We start from the raw sequence: 15,176 nt of genomic DNA on the forward strand, positions 1-15,176 counted from the left end.
ACATTCTCCACACCGTAAGCCTTGCGCGGCTGCTCCGGGCCTACCTGGCCGAAATCGACTTCAGCCACCTGTCCATGACCGTCGCGGCAAACTCGAGTCCTTCGGTTTCCGCGGATGCCAACTGCTCGATGAAGATCCGAGGTCCGTCGGCGCCCAGCGAAGTCAGCAGCGACTCGCGATACTCGTCCAACTCCATCCAATCGCGTGCCACCTCACACGACGCTTCGAGGTGAAACTGCACGCCGTAACTCTCCTTGTATCGGAAGAGCTGGTTCGGGTACTTGGAAGAACCTGCAAGATGCACGCCACCCTCCGGGATCTCGAAAGTATCCGAATGCCATTGCATGGCAGGAAAAGTGACGGGCAGACTCCCCCAGATAGGATCCAGTGTGCCGGCCTCGGTCAACGTGATGTCCTCGACGCCCACCTCCGGGACTGCCCCCGTGTACACGCGAGCACCAAGCGCTGCCGCCAACAATTGCGAACCGAGGCACACTCCCCAAACCGGAACATCTGCGTCGACGAGCGCACGAATGTACGCGATCTCGGAAGCCAACCACTCGATGTCGTCTTGATCGCCGACGCCCATCGGACCACCCATGACGATCACCGCGTCGAACTCGACATGTGTGGGAAGCGGGTCGGTTCCCAACAGGACGGTCTGCACATCGCCATACGTGTCCAAGACCGGAGAGTACGCAGCCGGGGGCTCGCATTGTGCGTGTCGAAGTTCCAAGAATCGCATGTCGCTGATTATTCCTCGCATTCCTCCCGGATGAGTTCCAGCGCCGATTTGTCGGCTGCGCACCAATTATGCGGAAAACCTCACGCCGAACTCGATTGCTTTGTAGTGTGACCGAGCTGGACGTATGTCCAGCGCATTCGGAGTGCCCCGCCGTCCACTCCGGTTCACGAGAAACGAGCCGTTCATGGTGTCCACATCCGCTCACGACGCTTCGCCCCGGCGTGCACACGTCATTCGCACGATCCTCGCGGTACTGGTGATCGCGCCACTCTCGATTGCCGCCTTCTACATGTGGGCTTTGTGGGACCCGGGCGACACTGTGAACCGTCTGCCCGTGGCCATCGTCAACGCCGACAAGGGCACCGATCTCGACGGCACCCACATCGTTGCGGGAGACGACGTGGTGGCCGCACTGGTCGACAGTGGCGACGTCGCCTGGAAGGTCGTCACGGCTCAGGAAGCGCAGACGGGCGTCGACGACGGCACGTACTACTTCTCCGTCGTCATACCCGAGTCGTTCAGCGCCGATGTGGCAAGTGCGGCTTCCGGTTCAGGACGGAAAGCCCAATTGCAGGTGGTCTACAACGACTACAACAGCCTCGTCGCAGGACCCGTGGGTGAGAGCATCATCGCGCAGGTACGTTCGGCCGTCTCCGAATCCATCGGCGAGCAGTCCATCGACCAGGTTCTGGTGGGACTCGGCGAACTCGGAACCGGCTTCGGAGACGCAGCCGCTGGTGCACAACAGCTTTCCGACGGCTCCGCCGCCGCACTGGCCGGCACCAACCAGCTCTACGCCGGCAGTACGGAACTCGCGGCCGGTCTCGGCGAGGCGAACCAGGGCGGACAGGAACTTGCGACGGGAGCGGACGAACTCGCCGCGGGCACAGACGAAGCCGCAGCCGGGTCTAGAGAACTCGCGACTGGAATGCAGCAATTGGTCGGCGGCGCTGACGAACTGGGCGCCGGGGCACGCCAGATCAGTGAAGTGGTCGACATGGTGACCACGCCCATCCTTGATGTCGCCGACTCGGCAAGTGCTGTGGTCGGTCAGATCGACACGTTGACGAATTCGCTTCGGCTCGCAGGGGATCCCGTGTCCGCAGGACTTGTCGACGCGCTCTCCACGTTACGAGCCTCCCTCACCGCACAACCTGCAGATGACGATGTGATGGGCCAACTCAGCCAACTACGAGACGGCGCCCGGGAAATCACACGCCAACTCACGGATCCGGCTAGTGACTATCGCGGCGGATTGAACGCCGCTGCCGCCGGTGCCGGCGAATTGAGCACCGGCCTCGGGCAACTGTCCGATGGTGCGCACCAACTTGATGCGGGAGCAAACGAACTGTCGTCCGGCCTCGGCCAACTGGCAGCAGGCAGTGTCGAACTCCGCGACGGTCTTGGCGAGTTGAATGTCGGCATGGGTGAACTGAATGCAGGCTCGGGCGAGCTGGCCCAGGGACTCACCGACGGCGCCGCTCAGGTACCACAGTTCACCGACGAGGAACGCGCCACCACCGCCAACCTGTTGTCGGCACCGGTCGCAGTTGACGCTCGAAACAACTACCCGGCGGCCGGATTCGGACCTGGCGCTGTGCCGGCAGTGATGTCGGTGGCCCTGTTCCTCTGCGGAATTCTCACCTGGTTCGTAGTTCGCCCACGTCGCGGACGCTCACAGCAAGTGCATGGCTCGATGCTGCGTGAAGGTCTGCGCCGCTACCGCATTCCGGCACTCGTCACCCTCGTCACGGCTTTGATACTGTCCGTGATTGCGCTGACCGTCGCGGATGTGGACCCACCCAGCGTGGTGGCGATGGTCTCCGTGATGATCCTTGTCGGTGCAGCTGCAGTTGCCTGCGGACGCCTGTTCACCGTTGTATTCGGCGCCGTCAACGGAACGTTCATCGCACTGAGCGCCTTGATGATTCAGATCTTTGCATTCGGCGCGGTGTATCCCATCGAACAGATGCCTGCCCCGCTGCGGTGGTTGCACGCCCTGATGCCACTGACCTGGGCGCGCAACGCGATGCGCATGGTCCTGGTCGGCTACTACGGGCCGAGGTTCTGGCTGGCCGTCGCTGCCTTGGCAGCTCTGGTGATCGGAGCCGTCGTGTTCACCATCTGGTGGCGGCGTCGACAAGAGCCGCCGTTTGACGACGCGCCGATCACAGAGGAGATCGTCTATCTGCAACCGGCGCAGACCTAACCGGCGTCAGCGAACGAGTGTCGTGCGCATCAGCATCACGTTGTAGTCGGCCCAGGTGGTGGCAAGGAAATACAGATCCGAGCCGTTGGACCACGGGTGGATGTATGCGGCGTAGATACCGGGAACCTCGACCAGATTGACCAGCGTCTCCGGTGCGGTCCACGGTCCAGCGGGACTGGACGCGGTTCGCATCACGATCGAACTGAACACGTCGGTGTACATCGCCACGAACTTGCCGAGGAACTCGTTGTACTGAACGGAGATCTCGCCGATACGGCCATCCATGACGGGGACGGCCGCAGCGGGATCGGCGCGGATCCATCCATTTCCGTTCCAGTATTCGTACGAGGCGAGGTCGAGTATCGATCCCTCGGAAACCCGAGACAGTCGAACCTCGCCGGCCCGTCCGGCAGGCGTGCCGTAGTTGTAGACGAACCCACCGTCTTTCACCATCGAGTTCATCTGAAAGTTCTCATTGCCCGCGGCGGGGCCAACCCCGACGGGGAGAACACCACCGATATTGGGGCGCAGCGTTTCCGGGCGCGTAGCCCACGTCTCGCCGTTGTCGGACGACGTTGCGATCTGTGAGTAGTTAGTACTCCATTGGCCGGCGTCGCCCCAATTCCGCACCGACATGTAGCTCAGATATTGCACACCGTTCACCGCAATGCCGCCGGTGGGGATACTGGACGCTTCGACGCCTGGAATCTTCATCGCAGCAATGATCTCGCGTGCTTGACCTGAACCGTCCATCGGCCCGCTGTCGAAACGCATTCCGTCCGCGAGCACGCGGTCGGCGCTACGGAAAAGGACATTGCTTCGCCACTCACCGACAAGACCGTCACAAATAGGATTGCGACTGTGCCCGGTGGTATCGCCGAAAGCCGTCAGAATCTGACCGGCGCCGTTGTCCCACATTATGCCCAGATCAGTCCCCAGAACGTTGAAGCGTTCAACGGTGTTGTTGGGACTGTATGTCCCCGTCACCTTTTCGATCGCGGCGGTTCGCCCGGAGAGACCAGGTAATCCTCCCGTATTGCCGTTGAGCCACGGCACAGCATTGCCTGGTCCCCCAGTACTGCCGACACCACTGACCCCGGCACATCCCGGCGCCGCGACTGCCGTCGGCGCCACCATGGTCACGGCCGCACTTGCAACGGCAGCACCTGCCGTGAACACTCCCAACGATCTTCCCGTGCGAAACATGACTCCCCCACGCCGGGGATTGTTGGTGTTGTCATCGATCCCCCCGAACCCCCGACAATCTAGCAATTGAAGTAACAGATAATACAATCGGACAAAACGCGAGTTTGCCTGAAAGTCTTAGTATTTCAGACTTTCAGGCCAACCCGGACAGTTCGGTATCGTCTACCGATCAGCGCGCTCCGCTGGTTCCACCATCGAGGGGAATTACCGTCCCCGTCAAGTAGGCGCCGCCGCGTGAGGACAAGAAGATTGCAAGACCCGCCGCATCCTGTGGCGTTCCGATCCGGCCCAGCGGAACCGAATCCGCCACCGCCTGCGCGCTCTCCTCGTTCTCGAGCAAGAAGGCCATCATCTTCGACGGAAAGGGTCCAGGCGCAATGGCATTGACCGTGATCCGTTCGCCGGCAAGCGTCGCCGCCAACTTGCGGGTCAACATGTGCACTGCGGCCTTACTCGCTCCGTAGGAGAAGTTTTCCGAGCCTGACACCACAAGACCGTCGATCGATCCGATGTTGATCACTCGGGCGGGATCGTCTGCCGTCGCCGCAGAACGCAACTGTGGCAACAACTTCTGCGTCAACAGGAAGATCGCCTTGACGTTGATGTCGAAGATCTTGTCGAAGCCGGCCGCCGGGAAATCGTCGACGGGGGCGCCCCACGTTGCGCCGGCATTGTTCACCAGCACGTCGAGTGTCGGCGAAATCTCGGCGACCTTCGCAGCGAGGCTCTCGATTCCCTCGTCCGTGGACAAGTCCGCCGGGTGCGAGATGCAGGTGCCGAACTCGGAAAGCTCTCGCGCTGCTTCATCGCACGCTTCCGCTTTACGGGCCGAGATGACTACCGTCGCACCGCCTTCGACAAATCCTCGAGCGATCATGTAGCCGATTCCGCGCGAACCACCCGTCACGACGACAGTCTTGCCACTGACGTCGAACAATCCCTCCAGCAAGCTCATGCGACCTCGAAAAGCCCGGCAGCACCCATGCCGCCGCCGATGCACATGGTGACAACAACCAGCTTGGCGCCGCGGCGCTTCCCTTCCAGGAGAGCATGGCCGACCAACCGCGCACCCGTCATCCCGTACGGATGTCCGACGGAAATTCCGCCACCGTCGACGTTGTACTTGTCGGGGTCGATGCCGAGCTTGTCGCGGCAGTACAGCGCCTGAGAAGCAAATGCCTCGTTCAATTCCCACAGATCGATGTCGTCGATCTTCAGTCCGTGCAGGTCGAGCAGACGCGGAATCGCGAATACCGGACCGATTCCCATCTCGTCCGGTGCGCAACCGGCAACAGTCATTCCGCGGTAGATGCCAAGAGGAGCCAGGCCGCGACGTTCCGCCTCACCAGCCTCCATCAACACCGATGCCGACGCGCCGTCGGACAGTTGTGACGAATTTCCGGCGGTGATGGACGAATGCGCGCTGACGGTACCGTCGGCCAGCACCGGACGCAGGCTCGCGAGGCCCTCCAACGTGGTGGACGCACGATTACCTTCGTCGCGAGTGAGTGTGACCGACTCGGTGCCGATCTCGCCGGTCTCCTTGTTCTGAACCTGCTTGACCGACGTCAGCGGCACGATCTCGAGATCGAAACGGCCTGCTTCCTGAGCTGCTGCAGTGCGCTGCTGAGACACCAGTGCAAACTCGTCCTGCTGCTCACGCGTGACGCCGTAGCGTTCGGCCACGATCTCGGCCGTATGCAGCATCGGCATGTAGATCGACGGCTTGTTCTCCTTCAGCCACGGATCTGCCGCACGGAAGTTGTTCATGTGATCGTTCTGGACCAACGAGATCGATTCGACGCCACCACCGATCGCGATCTGCATACCGTCGTCGACGATCTGCTTTGCCGCCGTCGCAATGGCCATCAGTCCGGACGAGCACTGACGGTCGATCGTCATTCCGGACACCGAGTCCGGAAGCCCGGCCCGCAGCACCGCTTGCCGTGCGACGTTTCCACCCGTCGATCCCTGCTGCAACGCTGCGCCGAGGATGACATCCTCAACTTCGCCGCCCTCGAGCCCGGCGCGCGCAACGGCATTCGAAATAGCATGTGCAGCAAGCTCTTGAGCCTGTGTGTTGTTGAACGCGCCGCGGTACGCCTTGCCGATCGGAGTGCGGGCGGTGGACACGATGACAGCTTGTCTCATGAGGACCTTTCCAGTGTTGTGCGATTCAGGGTTGGAACACGACTCGGCCGACCGTGGTGCCGTCGCCGAGGCGACCGATACCGTCGGCAACGTCCGTCAACGACAACCGCTCACTGATCAGGGGTTTGACCAAGCCTGCGTCGGCGAGCCTGGTGAGCTCGACGTGGCAATCGTCGATGGCCTGCTGGTTGTACGCCTTGTAGAGGCCCCAGTGCAGACCGATGATCGAATAGTTCTTGATGAGAGCATGATTGAGAGCCGGTTGCGGAATCGTGCCACCGGCAAATCCGATGATGACGATCCGACCTTCGAACGCGATGCACTTGGTCGACTTTGCGTACGCATCGCCGCCAACCGGGTCGAAGACCACGTCGGCGCCCTTGCCGCCGGTGAACTCCTTCACCGCGGCAACAAAGTCCTCACTGTGACGGTCCACTACGAGGTCCGCCCCGAGTTTGCGCGCGTACTCGGCCTTCTCCGGTCCGCCGACAACACCGATCACCTTGGCACCGGCAGCTTTGCCGAGTTGCACTGCGGCACTGCCCACGCCACCTGCGGCGGCATGAACCAGCAGGGTCTCACCTTCGAGCAGTTGTGTGCGACGGTGCAGCGCGAACCACGCCGTCTGATAGCCGATGCTCAGCGCGGAGGCTTCGGCGTCGTCCAGGGCCGATGGCGCCGGAAAGGTGTTGTTCTGGTCCAGCACCGAGAGTTCGGCAAAGCCACCCGACGGCAAGCTCGGATTGCCGATCACGCGATCACCTACCGCAAACTTCGTGACCGAATCACCCACGGAGACAACCTCACCACACAATTCCACACCGGGAGTGAAGGGCAGCGGCGGCTTGATCTGGTACTCACCACGGCACATGAGTACGTCGGGGAAGTTCGCCGGTGCTGCGAGCACCTTCACCAGCATTTCCGTGGCACCAGCTGTGGGCTCCGGCACCTCCTCCAACGAGAGGACATCGCGGGGTTCACCGAGTTGATTGACGCGCCAAGCCTTCACAGTGTTTTCTCCAGTTTCGGTAGTGAGGGTGGTTCAGGACGAGATGGGGAGGTCGACGAGCTCGGCAAGCCGCGCCCGGTGCTGATATGCAGTTCCCAGCGTCAATTGGTCACTCTTGGCTCTCTTGAGATACAGGTGCGCCGGATACTCCCACGTCATACCGATCCCGCCGTGAAGCTGTACACATTCCTCCGCCGCATGAACCGCGACTCCGCTGCAGTACGCCTGAGCGAGCGTCGCAGCAACTGCCGCGTCGGAGTCACCGCGTGCATAGGTATCAGCCGCATAACGCGCGGCCGCACCCGCAGAGCTGACTTCGAGCCACAGGTCCGCCAGACGATGCTTGATCGCCTGATACGAACCGATTGCGCGGCCGAACTGCTTGCGTTCCTTCACATAAGCCAGCGTGGTCTCGAGGCACCACTGCGCCACGGCGAACTGCTCCGAGGCCAGAAGTGCACTTCCGCAGAGCAATGCCTCCTCGACAGCCTCAGCGGCATTGCCACTGTCGACGCGGATCGATGGCGCCTCCGTGAACTCGACGTCCGCCAATCGGCGCGTCATGTCCAGGGACAGGATCGGTGTCACAGTAGCGTCAGCGATCCGCACGATGTGCAGCTCCACACCACTCTCACCGGCAACCGGAACAACAAGAACATCGGACTCGACGACGCCGGCAACCGTGGTGACGCTGCCGACGAGTCCGCTTACCGTCGCTCTGACCGTGGGCGCGAAAGTACCTGGTGCAGTGGATAACGGGACGATCAGAGCAGCCGTCGAATCCCCGGCTGCCAATCGACCGAGCACCTCGGTTTCGCCGGCTTTCAACAGCGCCGTCGTCGCCAGCACCGCACTCGTGAAGAACGGAACGGGAGCGACCGCGCGGCCGATCTCCTCCATCACGACCGCCGCCTCACGCGTCGACGCGCCGGCCCCGCCCAGCTCCTCAGGTACCAGCAGTCCCGCCAAACCGAGTTCCGACGCCAGGGACTTCCACAGCCCGGTGAAGTCGGCGGACACGTCGTCGTAGGCAGTGACCACGGTGTCGGCACCTGAGCGCGCACTCAGCAAACGTCGGACACTGGCACGCAGGTCTTGTTCGGTCTCGGAGTACAGCAGATCGGCGCTCATCGGGGCAGGTCCTTCCAGGCGATGTCCTTGTCGACGCGATGCTCGGGCGGCAACCCGAGTACACGTTCTGCGATGACGTTGCGCAGGATCTCGGACGTTCCGCCCTCGATCGAATTGCCCTTGGCTCGCAGATACCGGTAGCCGGGTTCACGCCCGGTGAAGTCGACAAAATCCGGACGACGCAGCGTCCAGTCGTCGTACCGCAGCCCGTCTTCGCCGTGCATTTCCAGCTCGAAACCTGAAATCTGCTGGGCCAAACCGGCAAACGCGAGCTTCATACCCGAGCCTTCGGGGCCTGGTTGTCCGGCAGCCAGCTGTTGGCGCAGTCGCTCACCGGTCAGACGCGCAACTTCGGATTCGGTCCAGAGCCGCATCAACTCGTCGTGCATCGCCGGGTTACGCAGCTCAGGCTCGTCGCGCCAGGCCTGCGCGACCTTTCCGATCATGCCGCCCTCACGAGGGGCACCGGAACCGATGGCCACCCGTTCGTTGTTCAGGGTGGTGGTTGCAACCTTCCATCCCTGGCCTTCGCCGCCCAGCCGGTTGGCATCCGGAATCCTGACGTCCGTGAGGAATACCTCGTTGAACTCAGCCTCACCGGTGATCTGGCGGAGCGGCCTGACATCAACTCCGGGATCGGTCATGTCGCAGACGAAGTAGCTCAATCCTGCGTGTTTGGACCGCTCCGGATCAGTCCGGGCAACAAGAATCGCCAACTGAGCGTTCTGAGCCCCCGACGTCCAGACCTTCTGCCCGTTCACTATCCAGTCGTCGCCGTCGCGGACAGCCCGGGTGGCGACGGCAGCCAGGTCCGATCCTGCGCCCGGCTCACTGAAGAGCTGGCAGTACACTGTTTCGGATGTCCACAACGGCCGCAGGAATTTTCGTTTCTGCTCTTCGGTGCCGAACGCTGCGATGGTGGGCGCAGCCATGCCGAGGCCGATACCGTTCTTGCCGGTGTCCGGCCCGGGGGCTCCCGCTGCCGCCAATTGCGCGTTGATCTGTCGCTGAAAGCTCTGTGGCAGATCAAGACCGCCGTGGCCTTCGGGAAAGTGAACCCACGCCAGTCCGGCGTCGAATCGTGCGCCGAGGAAATCCGATACCGATACAGCATTCGGATCATTTTCCGCGAGAAGCGTGTTCACCTTTTCGGTGAGGTCACGCGATACTGCCTCTTCGTCGAAAGCCATGCCCATTCCTTCGGTTCGAGCGGTGAGCGGACAGTCAGTCCTTGGGTCCACCGGCGACGTAGACGACCTGACCGGAAACGAAGCCTGCGCCTTCGCTGACGAAGAACGACGCGGTGTGCGCGATGTCCTCGGGCTGTCCGACGCGGTTGACCGGAATCTGCGAAGCGGCAGCGGTCTTGAAGTCCTCGAAGCCGACTCCCATGCGCTCGGCCGTTGCGGCGGTCATTTCGGTTTCGATGAATCCGGGGGCAATGGCGTTGGCGGTGACACCGAACTTGCCCAGTTCGAAGGCCAGTGTCTTGGTGAATCCCTGCATTCCGGCCTTCGCTGCGGAGTAGTTGACCTGTCCGCGGTTGCCGAGGGCCGACGTGCTCGAGAGGTTGACGATACGGCCGAACTTCGCTTCCACCATGTACTTCTGCACCGCGCGCGACATGAGGAACGCTCCGCGAAGGTGGACGTTCATCACCGAGTCCCACTCGGCAACGCTCATCTTGAACAGAAGGTTGTCGCGGGTGATGCCTGCATTGTTGATCAGTACGGTCGGCGAACCGAGTTCTGCTGCCACCCGCTCCACTGCTGCGGCGACCGACTCTTCGTCGGAAACGTCAGCGCCGACGGCCAGGGCTTGCCCGCCTGCGGCCTTGATCGCGTCGACGGTTCCGGCACACGCTGCTTCGTCGAGGTCGAGCACGGCAACGGCAAAGCCGTCTTCCGACAGTCGCTTGGCCACTGCCGCACCGATTCCGCGTGCTGCACCCGTGACAATTGCGGTTCTACGTTCCTGGCTCACTGGCCCTCCATAATTTTCGTGATTCGACGGACACCGGACGATCTCGTCAGATCCCGGCTTGATCTGCAATTTCCCTGGCCTTGGCCACCAAGGCGTCAATACGTTCCACGGTGGGAGTTCCGCTCTCGGCGGCATTCTGCGGTTCGTCGCGGGCACGACGCATCACGCCTTCGGCGATCACCGCAATCTTCCACAGGCCCAAGGTATGCCAGAACTTCAGCGCAGCAGGATCTCTCCCGGTAGCGTCGAGGTAGATTTGAGAGATCTCGTCTCGCGACGGGAATCCGGGGAGCGCCGACGCCGGGAAGTCACCGCCCGTGTTCTCCCCCGCCGCCGGCCAGTACGCCAACAAGCTTCCGACGTCTGCCAATGGATCGCCGAGTGTGCAGAGTTCCCAGTCGAGGGCCGCGACCACTTCGCCGTTGCTCGCCGAGGTGATCACATTGCGTAGGTGAAAGTCGCCGTGCACCAACGTGGTTTCGGTGTGAGCCGGCTGAGCTGCAATCAGACGTTGCGTAAGATCGTCCAGATCAGGGCATTCTCGTGTCTTCGACTGTTCCCACTGTCCACCCCAACGCTTCAGTTGTCTTGCAGCGTAGGGCTTGTGGCTTGCCAGATCATCGAGCCCGGCCTGCTTCAGGTCGACGGCATGTATCTTCGCCAGCGTCCGAGCGAGCGAGATGCCGATTGCCCGGCGACGATCCTCCGACAACGCCTCGGCAAGTGGCATCCGGTCGACAACTTCGCCGTCCACGAACTCCATGAGCAGCAACGGAACTTCGGTGACAGCCGGGTCCTCGGTCAACCCGAACACGCGCGGCGACGGTACATCCGTGGATTCGAGAGCTCTCAGGATTCGAGCTTCGCGCGCTACGTCGTGAGCCGAAGCCAGCAGGTAACCGAGAGGTGGGCGTCGTAGCACCCAGCGGTTGCCGTCCTGATCGCGTACCAGGTACGTGAGGTTGGACTGCCCCAGGCCGATTCGATCGAAGGACAGCGGCCCGGTGGAGTCGATCCCCAGGCCTGCTATCCAGCCGGTGACCGCTTCGGTATCGAGTCCCACGACGTCGACGCTAGCCACCGAAGGACGCTCCTTGCCTGAACGACGTGACGTCGCCGAGCAGCTGGCCTCCGTCGATTGTCATAATCTCACCGGTAATCCACTGGGCTGCATCCGAAACCAGGAAGGCGATGGCAGCAGCGATGTCTTCCGGTTCACCGATGCGTCCGAGTGCAGTCGACGCGGATACCGCTTCTTCATGCTCTTTCCACAGCGCTTCGGCGAGTTTGGTTCTCACTACTCCCGGCGCCACTGCGTTGACACGAATCTTCGGTGACAGTTCGAGCGCAAGCTGTTTGGTGATGTGTATCAGCGCGGCCTTCGACGCGTTGTACGTGCCGATTCCGGCCTCGAACGCCATGCCGCCGATCGAGGCGGTGTTGACCACGGATCCACCGTGCTCGCCCATCCAAGCCCTCGCTGCCAGGCCGGTCCACAGGACTGGAGCCCACACGTTGACGTCGAAGGTCTTGGCGAAGCGCGAGTGATCCTGACTGATGATCGGCCCGAACGACGGGTTGGTGCCCGCGTTGTTCACCAAGATGTCGAGACTGCCGAAACGCTCGATTGTCTGCTCGACGCACTTGCGGGCAGCATCCTCGTCCGTCGCGTGAGCGCCGACGCCGATCGCGTTGCCGTTCACCTGTGCGGCAGCGGCATCTGCGGATTCCTGTGAGCGCGAGGTCAGTACGACGTTTCCGCCCGACGCCGCAATCGCCTGCGCGGTCGCGAGGCCGATGCCACGCGATGCGCCGGTGACGATCGCAGTCTTGCCTGTGAGGTCCAGCCCTGCCATGTCAGTTCGCCTTGACTTCGCGGTACTTGCTCAGCTCCTGCTTGGCGATGGCGCGCTTGTGTACCTCGTCCGGGCCGTCGGCGAGCCGAAGGGTGCGCATGTGGGCGTATGCCATTGCGAGCGGGAAGTCGTCCGTCACGCCGCCGCCGCCGTGAACCTGGATGGCGCGGTCGATGATCTTGAGCGCGATGTTCGGGGCCGCAACCTTGATGGCCGCGATCTCGGTACGTGCTTCCTTGTTGCCCACCGTGTCCATCATGTGTGCGGCCTTGAGCGTGAGTAGTCGAACCATTTCGATGTCGATGCGCGCCTCGGCGATCCAGTCCTGGATGTTGGCGTTGTCGCTGACGGGCTTTCCGAAGGTGATGCGGGTAGATGCGCGCTTGCACATCAGTTCCAGTGCGCGCTCGGCCATTCCGATGGCACGCATGCAGTGGTGGATGCGGCCGGGGCCGAGGCGGGCCTGGCTGATCGCGAAACCTTCACCCTCGCCGGCGAGGATGTCCTTGGCCGGGACGCGTACGTCCTCGAAGGTGATCTCGCCGTGTCCCTCGCGGTCCTGGTAACCGAAGACGGGCAGGTTACGCACGATGGTGACGCCGGGAGCGTCGATCGGCACGACCATCATCGACTGCTGGCGGTGCGTCGCGGCATTGAAGTCCGTCTTGCCCATGACGATCAGAACCTTGCAGTTCTGGTGCAAAGCGTTGGAAGCGAACCACTTACGGCCGTTCAGTACGTACTCGTCGCCATCTCGATCCATGCGGAGCTGGATGTTGGTGGCGTCGGAGCTGGCAACTTCGGGTTCGGTCATGGCAAAGGCAGACCGGATTTCACCATTGAGCAGCGGCTTGAGGTACTTCTCCTTGTGCTCGTCGGTGCCGAAGAGCGTGAGCACCTCCATGTTTCCCGTATCCGGAGCGGCGCAGTTGGTGGCTTCGGAAGCCAGGTGACTGCGGCCCATGATCTCCGCGAGCGGTGCGTATTCCAGGTTGGTCAGGCCAGGGCCCCATTCGGGGTGCGGGTGAAAGAGGTTCCACAGCCCACGCGCCTTGGCTTCCTTCTTCAAGTCGTCGATGATCGGCGGCTGGAAGTGCGGGTTACCGGACTCACGCATCTGCGCTTCGTAGACCGCTTCGGCCGGATAGACGTGCTTGTCCATGAAGTCGAGCAGTTCGGCCTGGTACTTCTTCGTGCGATCCGAGAACTCAAAGACTGACATGTGAACTCCTGACAGAGAGGGAAGGAAAATTAGGTGGCCGACGCTCCAGATGACTCGCGACACCTTCGACAACGTCCGGTCCGCGAAATGCGTTGACCATGAGCGTTTCCGCGCGCTGCGTGGATTCGTCGAACGTGCCGGTCTCGTCGGCGCTCAGCTGGGATTTCATGACGGACAACGAGGTCGGCGAGCAGTTGGCCGCGATTTCTGCGGCGTAGGCAACCGCTGCTTCTACGACATCACCGTCGACCAGGTGGTCGATCAGTCCGATGCGGTAGGCCTCGTCGGCTCCGACCATTCGACTCGACAGCAGTAAATCGGTGGCCCGACTCCGGCCGACAAGTCTAGGCAACATCCATGAGATGCCGTACTCGGCGATCAGCCCGCGCTTGGCAAATGCGGTGGTGAATCGTGTTGCAGACGAACCGAATCGAACGTCGCAGTACAGCGCTTCCACGAAACCAAGTCCGGCCGCTACTCCGTTGATGGCGCCGATCAACGGCTTACGTAGCGACGTGGGAAACTCGCGAGGCCGAGGCCTCACCAGATCCTCGTCGGAAACGTCGCCGACGTTCTTCAGGTTGCTCAGATCTGCACCCGAGCAGAATCCGCGACCCGCACCCGTGATCACGATTGCCCGGACGTCGGGATCGTCGTCCGCGGCGGCCAGTAGATCGAAGTACACGTCCTCGAGTTCGTTTGTCCAGGCGTTCAGGACATCCGGACGATTGAAGGTCAGCAGTAGGACGGGCCCACGCTGCTGCGAAAGTACAAGTTCCGGAATCATCGCGTTCCGGCGAGCAACGACGCCTGGTAACGGCGCATTCCGCTGAGCCAGCGATCGTAGTCAGCGCCCTTCTGCCGGTACATGTCCAGTACCTTCGGGTGCGGGAGGATGAGGAAGTGCTCGGCGTCCATTGCAGCCAAGACGATTTCGGCGCACTGGTCGGGCTCGATCACCTCGCCGGCCGCAAGGACAGCTCCCGTCGCAGCGACTCCGAGAGGATCACCGGTCTCTTTCCCTTCGTAGAGGAGCTTGGTGTTGACACCCATCGGACACAGACAGCTGACTCGGACGCCCTTGTCTCCGTATGTCATCGACAGCCACTCGGCAAAACCCACTGCCGCATGCTTGGTGACCGCGTACACCGCCGAACCGACCTGCGTGAGCAGGCCGGCAGCCGAAGCGGTGCTGACGAAGTACCCTTCGCCGCGCTCGACCCATCCGGGAACCAACAAACGAGCAGCGCGAATGTGGGCCCGCACATTGATGTCGAAGGCTACGTCCCAGCCGTCCTCGTCGACGTCGAGACCGAGGCCGCCGGTGATACCGGCATTCGCGAAGTAGAGATCAACGGGACCGAAAGCCTCCTCGGCCTGCGCGATCAACCCCTCGATCACACCGGCGTCGGACACGTCGCCACCGGCGGAGACCGCCGATCCTGGGTGCCCTGCGTTGACCGCGTCGGCCACAGCGGCAGCTGCATCGGCATTGAGATCGGCCACAACTACGCGGGCGCCCTCCGCCGCCAACTTCCTGGCGAGCGCTCCCCCGATACCGCCGCCACCTCCGGTGACAATTGCAACCTTCTGGGCGACCTTCATTGGCGATTCCTCTCGCTTGCATTCACCGAAAGCTTTTACCGTGATCCACGTCTCTTGTC

Annotated in this window: 14 protein-coding genes; 1 reads left to right on the forward strand and 13 read right to left on the reverse strand. The window is 62.3% G+C overall.

The genetic code is table 11. From position 1 onward, the window contains the following. Positions 1-40: 40 nt before the first annotated feature. A complete protein-coding gene (locus R4P64_RS01475) occupies positions 41-685 on the reverse strand; it encodes a type 1 glutamine amidotransferase (protein WP_317818974.1) in 645 nt (214 codons plus the stop codon). Positions 686-929: 244 nt separating this feature from the next. Here R4P64_RS01475 and R4P64_RS01480 point away from each other — a divergent pair, with 244 nt between their 5' ends. Continuing rightward, positions 930-2,954, forward strand: coding sequence for a YhgE/Pip domain-containing protein (locus tag R4P64_RS01480; protein WP_317818976.1), 2,025 nt, complete (start codon positions 930-932; stop codon positions 2,952-2,954). Between the two features lie 6 nt (positions 2,955-2,960). Here the strand turns inward: R4P64_RS01480 and R4P64_RS01485 are convergent, their stop codons facing one another. From R4P64_RS01485 to R4P64_RS01540, 12 genes are all read right to left on the reverse strand, one after another. Continuing rightward, entirely contained in the window at positions 2,961-4,160 is a 1,200-nt protein-coding gene (locus R4P64_RS01485; RefSeq protein WP_317818978.1) for a DUF4185 domain-containing protein, read from the reverse strand. Positions 4,161-4,329: 169 nt separating this feature from the next. Beyond that, positions 4,330-5,115, reverse strand: a complete 786-nt coding sequence (locus tag R4P64_RS01490) for a RhlG family 3-oxoacyl-ACP reductase (RefSeq protein WP_317818980.1) — start codon at positions 5,113-5,115, stop codon at positions 4,330-4,332. After that, the gene (locus R4P64_RS01495; protein ID WP_317818981.1) at positions 5,112-6,311 is read right to left on the reverse strand and encodes an acetyl-CoA C-acyltransferase; all 1,200 of its coding nucleotides are present in this window, start codon (positions 6,309-6,311) and stop codon (positions 5,112-5,114) included. The genes R4P64_RS01490 and R4P64_RS01495 overlap by 4 nt, the downstream gene beginning before the upstream one ends. Before the next feature lie 25 nt (positions 6,312-6,336). Further along, a complete protein-coding gene (locus R4P64_RS01500; RefSeq protein WP_317818982.1) occupies positions 6,337-7,320 on the reverse strand; it encodes an NADPH:quinone oxidoreductase family protein in 984 nt (327 codons plus the stop codon). Positions 7,321-7,353: 33 nt separating this feature from the next. Then, positions 7,354-8,451 (reverse strand): acyl-CoA dehydrogenase family protein, encoded by a 1,098-nt coding sequence (locus R4P64_RS01505; RefSeq protein WP_317818983.1) that lies wholly within the window; start codon positions 8,449-8,451, stop codon positions 7,354-7,356. Then, positions 8,448-9,641 carry an acyl-CoA dehydrogenase family protein gene (locus R4P64_RS01510; RefSeq protein ID WP_317818984.1) on the reverse strand — a complete coding sequence of 398 codons (1,194 nt, stop codon included), beginning with the start codon at positions 9,639-9,641 and terminating at the stop codon, positions 8,448-8,450. The genes R4P64_RS01505 and R4P64_RS01510 overlap by 4 nt, the downstream gene beginning before the upstream one ends. Positions 9,642-9,675: 34 nt before the next feature. Next, positions 9,676-10,434: a 3-oxoacyl-ACP reductase FabG gene (gene fabG / locus R4P64_RS01515; RefSeq protein ID WP_033233624.1), complete on the reverse strand. Its 759-nt coding sequence runs from the start codon at positions 10,432-10,434 to the stop codon at positions 9,676-9,678. A 46-nt stretch (positions 10,435-10,480) separates the two neighbouring features. Beyond that, complete coding sequence (locus tag R4P64_RS01520; protein WP_317818986.1) at positions 10,481-11,515, reverse strand: phosphotransferase family protein; 1,035 nt, start codon at positions 11,513-11,515, stop codon at positions 10,481-10,483. Next, on the reverse strand, positions 11,508-12,290 hold the full coding sequence (locus R4P64_RS01525) for an SDR family oxidoreductase (RefSeq protein WP_317818987.1): 783 nt from the start codon (positions 12,288-12,290) through the stop codon (positions 11,508-11,510). Before R4P64_RS01525 ends, R4P64_RS01520 begins: the two co-directional genes overlap by 8 nt. Position 12,291: 1 nt before the next feature. Continuing rightward, positions 12,292-13,512: an acyl-CoA dehydrogenase family protein gene (locus R4P64_RS01530; protein ID WP_317818988.1), complete on the reverse strand. Its 1,221-nt coding sequence runs from the start codon at positions 13,510-13,512 to the stop codon at positions 12,292-12,294. After that, entirely contained in the window at positions 13,499-14,299 is an 801-nt protein-coding gene (locus R4P64_RS01535) for an enoyl-CoA hydratase-related protein (RefSeq protein WP_095887348.1), read from the reverse strand. The genes R4P64_RS01530 and R4P64_RS01535 overlap by 14 nt, the downstream gene beginning before the upstream one ends. Continuing rightward, positions 14,296-15,117 carry an SDR family oxidoreductase gene (locus R4P64_RS01540; RefSeq protein ID WP_317818990.1) on the reverse strand — a complete coding sequence of 274 codons (822 nt, stop codon included), beginning with the start codon at positions 15,115-15,117 and terminating at the stop codon, positions 14,296-14,298. The genes R4P64_RS01535 and R4P64_RS01540 overlap by 4 nt, the downstream gene beginning before the upstream one ends. Positions 15,118-15,176 lie beyond the last annotated feature (59 nt).

Origin of the sequence: Rhodococcus sp. IEGM 1366 (assembly GCF_033142425.1) — a bacterium.
GTDB lineage: Bacteria > Actinomycetota > Actinomycetes > Mycobacteriales > Mycobacteriaceae > Rhodococcus_F > Rhodococcus_F globerula.